We start from the raw sequence: 8,533 nt of genomic DNA, 5'->3' as shown, positions 1-8,533 counted from the left end.
AGTTACGGCGGCCATAGCGGAGGGGAAACGCCCGGCCCCATTCCGAACCCGGAAGCTAAGCCCTCCAGCGCCGATGGTACTGCACTCGACAGGGTGTGGGAGAGTAGGACACCGCCGAACACCCGTTGCCGAAAGGGGACCCGACACAGTGGGTCCCCTTTCGTGTTTTGCATGAAAGGAATGGCCGTGTCGGAAAGCAGTGGTGATCGTCGGAAATTCCGCGGAGACGGCACCCATGATTCCGAGGGACAACGTGGCGATCGGCCGGTTCACCGTCGTGGCCAGAGGGATGACCGACGCCAGGCCGGTGGGCGGGATGACCGACGCCAGGCGTCCAGGGGCCAGGACCGCGGCGGCCGACAGGCTCGAGGATCGGGCCAGTGGCGCGGTCGCGACGAACGGCGCACTGACGACCGCCGTGACGACAGGCGCGACGACAGACGCGGTGAGGAACGACGGGAACGGCGAGGTGAAGGTCGTGGCGATGACCGCCGCCAGTTCGTCAGCCGCGGTGGTGACGATCGTCGCCGAACCGGTGGTGCACCTCGAGACCGGACCGGAAGAGGAAGTTCCGGTCCGGAACGTGGTCGCGACCGGGCCGGCGGTCCGCCGCGTCGTGAGGCACGCCGCGACGAGCCCGACATTCCCGACGACGTCGAGGCAGGGGAACTGGACTCGGCAGTTCGCCGCGACCTGCTGAGCCTGGACAAGAACAATGCGAATGCGGTCGCACGTCACCTGGTGATGGCGAGCCGACTGATAGATGACGATCCGCCTCTAGCTCTTGCGCATGCTCGGGCGGCGCGTCAGCGCGCCGGGCGCATCGCGGTTGTGCGTGAGACCGCCGGTATCACCGCCTATCACGCGGGCGAGTGGGCGGAAGCTCTGTCGGAGCTACGTGCCGCTCGACGCATGTCGGGTGGCCCCGGGTTCCTGTCGGTCATGGCGGATTGCGAGCGTGGGCTCGGACGTCCTGAGCGGGCGATCGAGCTGGGCCGAAGCGATGAAGCTCGCAAGCTCACCGGAGACGACGCGAGCGAGCTGCGAATGGTTGTGGCAGGAGCGCGCATGGATCTCGGACAGTTCGACCAGGCAGTCGTCACACTGCAGACCCCGGATCTCGATGCCAAGCGCACGGGATCGGCCGCCGCACGGCTGTTCTACGCCTACGCCGACGCGTTGGTCGCGGCCGGACGGACCAAGGACGGACTCGAATGGTTCCTCAACTCCGCTTCAGCCGACCTCGATGGTGAGACGGATGCTGAGGAGCGGGTGGCCGAGCTGACCGGGGAGGGATAGTGACGGAGGCGGTGGCCGCTCCTCTCCGGACGGGTTACGACGTGCTGCTCCTCGACCTGGACGGCACCGTCTATCAAGGTCCGGAGGCCATTCCCGGCGCACGGGAGGCGTTGGCCGCGGGGGCTGAGCGTCAGTTCTACGTCACCAACAATGCAAGCCGCAGCCCGGCGCAGGTCGCTGACCACTTGCGTGAACTCGGATTCGACGCCGCGGACACCGATGTCGTCACGAGTTCGCAGTCGGCGGCGCGCCTTCTGTTCGAGCGGCTCGAGCCGGGGGCCGCGGTCTTGGTCGTCGGCACCGATGCCCTCGCGGCGGAGGTGGCGAACGCCGGCCTGCGGCCGGTCCGGCGGTTCGAGGACTCACCGATGGCCGTCGTCCAAGGGCATTCGCCGGCCACGGATTGGTCGATCCTCGCTGAAGCCACCTTGGCGATCCGTGCGGGTGCCACGTGGGTCGCGGCCAATGTGGACACGACTCTTCCCACCGAGCGCGGGCTGGTGCTGGGCAACGGGTCGCTGGTTGCGGCGCTGCGGACTGCGACGGCGCGAGAACCGGTTGTCGCCGGAAAGCCGGCGAGCCCATTGATGGAGGATGCGCTGAACCGTTCCGGTGCGGACCGGGCGCTGGTCGTCGGCGATCGTCTCGACACCGACATCGCCGGGGCGAACGCGGTCGGCGTGGATTCCTTGCTCGTACTCACCGGAGTGAGCACCACGGCGGATCTCCTGCGTGCCGACACACTCCATCGCCCGACCTACGTCGCCGAGTCCCTCGACGCCCTCAACCGCCCGGCCGAGGATGCGGCAGTCGCGTGTCATCGCGGGTGGAGCGTCGAATTCGTGTCTGGCGATCTGGTCATACGGTCGGAGAATCCCGGTGCCGTCGGGCCGCGTCCGGATCGTTCAGGAGCGTTCCTGTCCGTTCTCGACGCCGCGTGGCGCCACCCCGAGTTCGTCAGGGTTCGCGCGGCCGACGATGACGCACACGCCGCAGTGCCGTTCCTACTCGGGGATATGTGACGGTCCGGCAGAACGTCCCGCGCCGCAGTCGCCGGTGGTCAGGTCGATGGGCTAGGTTTGCACCGATGGGCACGTCAGTACCAGTTCCAGGCCAACACCTACCCGGATCGGGGGGTGGTGTCGACCCGGCGGACGTTCACAGCCGGGTCGACGCCCTGCTCGACCGGTTGGACAGCGTCGGCGCAGAGGGCGTCGGCGCCGACAGCGGCGACCCCGAAGCCCTGGCCCGGCAGGCACAGATTCTCGAACGGGCTCACGATGTTCTCGTCGAGTCCCTGGCAGCAGTGGACAAGGTCTGAGGTGGCACGTCGAGCAAGAGTCGATTCGGAGTTGGTGCGGCGGGGGCTTGCGCGCTCACGCGAGCAGGCGGTGGAGTTGATCTCCACGGGCCGTGTTCTGATCGCGGGCACCGTTGCGACCAAGCCCGCGACCGCGATCGAGACCGGTACTCCACTGCTCGTCACCGAGCTGGATGACGAGATCTCGTGGGCCTCCCGGGGTGCCCACAAGCTGATCGGCGCGCTCGATGCGTTCGTGCCCCACGGACTGACGGTCGAAGGCCGCAGGTGTCTGGACGCGGGCGCTTCCACAGGCGGCTTCACTGACGTCCTGCTGCACAACGGTGCGCGCGAGGTGGTTGCGGTCGACGTCGGGTACGGCCAACTGGTGTGGCGTTTGCAGTCCGACGATCGGGTCCACGTCGTCGACCGGACCAACGTGCGATCGATCGACGCCGACACGATAGGCGGCCCGGTCGATCTGGTGGTGGCCGACTTGTCGTTCATCTCGCTGAAGTTGGTGTTGCCGGCGTTGGTCGCGTGCACAGAGGACGGGGCAGACATGATTCCGATGGTCAAGCCCCAGTTCGAGGTCGGCAAGGAACGAGTCGGATCCGGCGGCGTCGTGCGGGATCCCCAGTTGCGCGTGAGTGCCGTGTCGGAGGTTGCCGAGACGGCCGCGGAGCTGGGCCTGCGTACCGTCGGAGCCGTCGCGAGCCCTCTTCCGGGTCCGTCCGGCAATGTTGAGTACTTCTTGTGGCTCCGCAAGGACGGCCCGCCGAGATCAGAACCGGTGGAGAGTACCTCGGTTGAGGCTCTGATCCGTCGGGCAGTTGAGGAAGGTCCCCAGTGACGAATTCTCCAGGGACCGACGTGTCGTCATCCGCGATTCCCGAGCGTCAGATTCTCCTCGTCGCGCACTCTGGGCGCGCGGAGATCACAGAGACCGCGCGTCGCGTCGCGACGATCTGCGCCGGTGCCGGGATCGCGCTTCGATTGCTGGAGAACGAGGTCGACGTCGCCCGGGTCGGGTCGCCGTTGGACGGGCCGGACAAGCCGGTGATCAGCGTCGTGCCCGAAGGTCCGGGCGCGGCGTCGGATTGCGAGATGGTGATCGTGCTCGGCGGTGACGGCAGCTTCCTGCGAGCCGCGGAACTCGCCCAATCAGCCGATGTTCCGGTGCTCGGCATCAATCTCGGCCGCATCGGGTTTCTCGCGGAGACGGAGGCTGAGCACCTCGAGGCCGCCTTGGAACAGGTGATTCGGCGCGAATACCGCATCGAACATCGAATGACTCTCGACGTGCTGGTGCGGGTCGAGGACCGGGTCGTGCAGCGTGGTTGGGCGCTCAACGAGGCAAGCATCGAGAACCGCTCACGTCTTGGGGTGCTCGAGGTCGTGCTCGAGGTCGACGGGCGTCCGGTCTCGGCATTCGGCTGTGACGGTGTTCTGATCGCGACCCCGACCGGGTCCACCGCATACGCCTTCTCCGCAGGAGGGCCGGTGGTGTGGCCGGAACTCGAGGCGTTGCTGGTTATCCCGAGCAATGCGCACGCACTCTTCGCTCGTCCGTTGGTCACGAGCCCGGATTCGGTCATCGCGGTCGAGACCGTCGCCGACAGCCACGACGGACTCGTCTTCTGTGACGGCAGGCGAACGCTGGAGTTGCCCGCCGGCGGTCGCGTCGAGGTGGTCCGGGGCAAGGACCCGATCAGATGGGTGCGACTCGATTCCGCGCCTTTCGCCGACCGAATGGTGCGCAAGTTCGATCTTCCGGTGACGGGATGGCGAGGGAGGAAACGATAGCGGTGTTGGCGGAGATTCGGATCGACAACCTGGGGGCCATTTCGTCGGCGTGCGTGCAGTTCCATTCCGGCCTGACGGTGCTCACGGGCGAGACAGGCGCCGGCAAGACGATGGTGGTGACCAGCCTGCATCTGCTGAGCGGGGTGCGTGCCGACGCGGGCCGGGTCCGCGTCGGTGCTTCCCGTGCCGTTGTCGAGGGACGGTTCCAGATCGAACAGTCGGCGCCGGAGATTGATCGGGAGGTCGCCGGGCTTCTCGAGTCGTGCGGTGCCGAGCGGGACGAGGACGGCAGCGTCATCGCGGTGCGGACCGTCAGTGGCGACGGCCGCTCCCGGGCTCATCTCGGCGGACGCAGCGTCCCCGCGGGCGTGCTGTCCGAGTTCACCGACCCGCTGCTCACCGTGCACGGTCAGAATGATCAGCTGCGTCTGCTTCGTCCGGGCCAGCAGCGCGGCGCCCTGGACCGGTTCGCGGGCAAGACCATCGGGCCGTTGCTTGCCGGCTACCGCAAGTATCGCGCTGAGTGGCTCGAGGCCCGTCGGGAGCTGAACGAACGCACCGGTCGGGCTCGCGAACTGGCGCAGGAAGCCGATCAGCTGACATTCGCGCTCGAGGAGATAGACCGAATCGGGCCGACGCCGAGCGAGGACGTCGAGATCGTGTCCGAGGTACGTCGGCTCGGCGACCTCGACTCGCTGCGCACTGCCGCGGAGGGCGCTCAGACGGCGCTCACCGGTGTCGACGATGGAGCTGTCGGCGACACCGGTGCGTTGGATCTGCTTGGGGAGGCACGGTCTCGGATCGAATCCTCTGACGATGAAGCGCTTTCGGGTCTCGGCCCACGACTAGGCGAAGCCATTGCGGTCGTCGCCGACGTCGCGGGTGAGCTGTCCGCGTATCTGTCGGGGTTGCCGACCGATCCAGGTGCGCTCGACAAGTTGCTGACTCGCCAGGCCGAACTCAAGACCCTGACCCGCAAGTACGCGGCCGACATCGACGGTGTGCTGGAGTGGGCCGACACCGCCCGGGAACGGCTTGCACGGATCGACACCTCGTCGGACGCGCTGGCGGCGCTGGCCACCCGGGTGGACGAGGCGGCAGAGCTCGCCGCCGAAGCTGCTGCCGCGCTGTCCGCGGCACGGGCAAAGGCTGCCGGGAAGCTGGCGAAGGCAGTCAGCGCGGAACTGTCCGGGCTGGCGATGGGCCGGGCGGCGCTGGAGGTCTCCGTGCGTCCGCGAGAGGTCAGTCCCGACGACTCGGCTCCGCTCGTCGTGGATGGTCGGGAAGTGCACGCCGGGGCGTCTGGTGTGGACGAGGTGGAGTTCCGTCTGGCCGCGCACAGCGGGGCTCCGGCGCTCCCGATCAGCAAGAGTGCGTCGGGCGGCGAACTGTCCCGCGTGATGCTCGCCCTCGAGGTGGTGCTCGCGGGATCGGATCGTGGGGCGACCATGGTGTTCGACGAGGTGGATGCCGGAGTCGGTGGCCGGGCGGCCGTCGAGATCGGCCGTCGCCTCGCGCGGCTTGCGCGGACACACCAGGTCATCGTCGTCACTCACCTGCCTCAGGTCGCGGCGTTCGCGGACACGCACCTGGTCGTCGACAAGGTCGACGACGAGCGCAGCGGCATCGACAGTGGTGTCCGCGCCCTGACAGAGGATGAACGGGTGGTCGAGCTGGCCCGCATGCTCGCCGGCCTCGACGACACCGAGACCGGACGTGCGCACGCGGAGGAACTGTTGTCGATCGCTGGGCAGGAGCGCAGCACGGTGCTCGCATAGTGCCGCGAATCAGGCCCTTTCGGTGGCGAAGCTGTGATGTGTGTGGTATCCGACACGGCGCGCCTTCCGGAACATCCGATCGCGACGGGCGATCATCGAGGCCATGAAGATGCCGGCGCTGCTCTCCCGAAAGACCGAACCTCTACCCGGAATCAGCGGGATCGCTCGGGTCGGCCGCGACACCGGCAAGTTGCTGCGCCGTGCAGGGCACGGGGACGTCGTCGTTCTCGACGAGATCGATCTGGATCGAGTCACGGCGGACGCGCTGGTGACTGCTGGCGTGCTCGCGGTCGTCAACGCATCGCCGTCGATCACCGGCCGCTACCCGAATCTCGGTCCAGAGGTTCTCGTCGCAAACGGAATCGTGCTGATCGACGCCACTGACGCCGAGATCTTCACGGAGATCAAGGACGGTTCGAAGGTTCGCCTGCACGAGGGGGCCGTGTACGCAGGTGAGCGGAGGCTGGCCGAGGGTGCGGAGTTGACCGAGGCTGAGATCTCCGATCGGATGATCGAAGCCAAGACCGGTCTCGTTGACCACCTGGAGGCGTTCTCGGGCAACGCGATCGAGTTCATCCGGTCCGAGAGCCCGCTCCTGATCGATGGTGTCGGTGTCCCGGACATCGAAGTGAACCTCGAGGACCGTCATGTCGTGGTCGTGGCGGGCGGGCCGGACCATCAGTCGGATCTCAAGGCGCTGAGGCCGTTCATCAAGGAGTACTCACCGATCCTCGTCGGAGTCGGCACCGGTGCGGACGCGCTGACGAAGGCGGGCTACCGCCCCGATCTGATCGTCGGGGATCCGGACGGCATCACCAGCGAGACCCTCAAGTGTGGTGCCGAGGTCGTGTTGCCCGCCGACTCGGATGGTCACGCCCCGGGACTCTCCCGCATCCAGGACCTCGGCGTCGGTGCCGTCACCTTCCCGTCGTCGGCGTCAGCAAGCGAACTGGCGCTGTTGCTGGCCGATCGCCACGGTGCGTCGCTGATCGTGACAGTCGGCAGCAAGGTCTCGCTCGACGAGTTCTTCGACAGCGCTCGCCGCGACACGAACCCGGCCGCGTTCATCACCCGGCTGAGGGTGGGTCCCAAACTGGTGGACGCCAAGGCGGTCGCGACGCTGTATCGCAGCCGGGTGTCCGGTGCCGCGATCGCGCTCTTGGTGCTCGCCGCGCTTACCGCCGTGATCGTGGCGCTCGCCGTCTCGAACGTCGGTGGAGATGCGGTGGACTGGGCAATCGATACGTGGAACAGCTTTGCGCTGTGGGTTCAGGACCTCTTCGAGTGATTTCGCTGCGCCAACACGCCATCTCGATAGCGGCGGTCTTCCTCGCTCTCGCGATCGGCGTGGTTCTCGGCTCCGGGCTGCTGTCGAACAGCATGCTCTCGGGTCTGCGTGACGACAAGGCTCAACTGCAGAACGAGATCGAGCGACTGAACGAGACGAACAATCGCCTCGGCGAGCAGCTCGCTTCGGCAGATGGATTCGACTCCGCGGTCTCCGAGCGGATCGTGCGCGACACGCTTGCACAACGGTCGGTCATCGTCATCTCCACCCCGGACGCCGATCCTGGCGACCTAGACGGCCTGCAGCGGATAGTCACCCAGGCCGGGGGTTCGGTCACGGGACGGGTCTCCCTGACGAAGTCGTTCGTCAACGCGTCCAATGGTGATCAGTTGCGCACGACGTTGACGAACATCATCCCGGCTGGTGTTCAGCTCCGGACCGGTGCGGTCGACCAAGGCAGCCTCGCCGGCGATCTGTTGGGCTCGGTGCTGCTGCTCGACCCGCAGACGGCGCAGCCGCAAACCACTCCCGAGGAGCTGGCGCTCGCGCTCGACACGCTCCGTGCTGGCGGTTTCATCGACTTCGACGGGAACGTTCAGCCGGCCCAGTTCGCGGTCGTGCTGACCGGAAGTGGTGACCCGGACAACACCAGTGGCAATCGTGGGGCGGTCATCGCGCGCTTCGCGGGCACACTCGACGGTCGCGGAGCCGGGACCGTCTTGGCAGGCCACGGCGCTTCCGCCGAAGGCAACGGTCCGATCGCTGTTGCGCGTGCTGACGCCGCATTGTCGGCGGTGTTGACAACTGTCGACAACGTGGACCTTGAATCAGGGAGGATCACGACGGTTCTCGCCCTCCAGGAGCAGTTGGAGGGCGGTTCGGGGCGGTACGGGATCGGCCCCGGTGCAACTGCTGTCACCGTTGGATCGGAGCAGCCGTAGTGCGTTTGAAACGTATCTCGAGCGGGTATCACGGAGCGTCGTGCAGGGTTGAGGCCGACAGGTGTTACCGTGAAGTCCCGTGGGTCGGCAGGCCCCCAAATTGCTTCAAATCAGACCAAGT

Annotated in this window: 8 protein-coding genes and 1 rRNA gene; all 9 read left to right on the top strand. The window is 67.1% G+C overall.

The features are described 5' to 3' along the window. Nucleotides 1-3 precede the first annotated feature (3 nt). The 9 genes from rrf (at nt 4) to EGT50_RS07415 (ending at nt 8,412) form a co-directional block, all read left to right on the top strand. Nucleotides 4-120 (top strand): 5S ribosomal RNA (gene rrf / locus EGT50_RS07455). Nucleotides 121-180: 60 nt separating this feature from the next. Continuing rightward, complete coding sequence (locus EGT50_RS07450) at nt 181-1,299, top strand: hypothetical protein (protein ID WP_408014612.1); 1,119 nt, start codon at nt 181-183, stop codon at nt 1,297-1,299. After that, nucleotides 1,299-2,321 carry an HAD-IIA family hydrolase gene (locus EGT50_RS07445; RefSeq protein ID WP_235870622.1) on the top strand — a complete coding sequence of 341 codons (1,023 nt, stop codon included), beginning with the start codon at nt 1,299-1,301 and terminating at the stop codon, nt 2,319-2,321. Before EGT50_RS07450 ends, EGT50_RS07445 begins: the two co-directional genes overlap by 1 nt. A 65-nt stretch (nt 2,322-2,386) precedes the next feature. Beyond that, complete coding sequence (locus EGT50_RS07440; RefSeq protein WP_127952107.1) at nt 2,387-2,620, top strand: hypothetical protein; 234 nt, start codon at nt 2,387-2,389, stop codon at nt 2,618-2,620. Between the two features lies 1 nt (nt 2,621). Beyond that, nucleotides 2,622-3,452 (top strand): TlyA family RNA methyltransferase, encoded by an 831-nt coding sequence (locus EGT50_RS07435; RefSeq protein WP_127952103.1) that lies wholly within the window; start codon nt 2,622-2,624, stop codon nt 3,450-3,452. Nucleotides 3,453-3,472: 20 nt separating this feature from the next. Then, nucleotides 3,473-4,405 (top strand): NAD kinase, encoded by a 933-nt coding sequence (locus EGT50_RS07430; protein ID WP_127952341.1) that lies wholly within the window; start codon nt 3,473-3,475, stop codon nt 4,403-4,405. A gap of 2 nt (nt 4,406-4,407) precedes the next feature. Next, complete coding sequence (gene recN, locus EGT50_RS07425; RefSeq protein ID WP_127952344.1) at nt 4,408-6,183, top strand: DNA repair protein RecN; 1,776 nt, start codon at nt 4,408-4,410, stop codon at nt 6,181-6,183. A gap of 103 nt (nt 6,184-6,286) precedes the next feature. Next, on the top strand, nt 6,287-7,471 hold the full coding sequence (steA, locus tag EGT50_RS07420; protein ID WP_127952338.1) for a putative cytokinetic ring protein SteA: 1,185 nt from the start codon (nt 6,287-6,289) through the stop codon (nt 7,469-7,471). Next, a complete protein-coding gene (locus EGT50_RS07415; protein WP_127952100.1) occupies nt 7,468-8,412 on the top strand; it encodes a copper transporter in 945 nt (314 codons plus the stop codon). The genes steA and EGT50_RS07415 overlap by 4 nt, the downstream gene beginning before the upstream one ends. The last annotated feature ends 121 nt before the right edge of the window (nt 8,413-8,533 follow it).

Origin of the sequence: Rhodococcus xishaensis (assembly GCF_004011825.1) — a bacterium.
Lineage (GTDB): Bacteria > Actinomycetota > Actinomycetes > Mycobacteriales > Mycobacteriaceae > Prescottella > Prescottella xishaensis.
The sequence above is the reverse complement of the archived record's forward strand: the minus strand, read 5'-3'. Positions and strand labels throughout refer to the sequence as shown.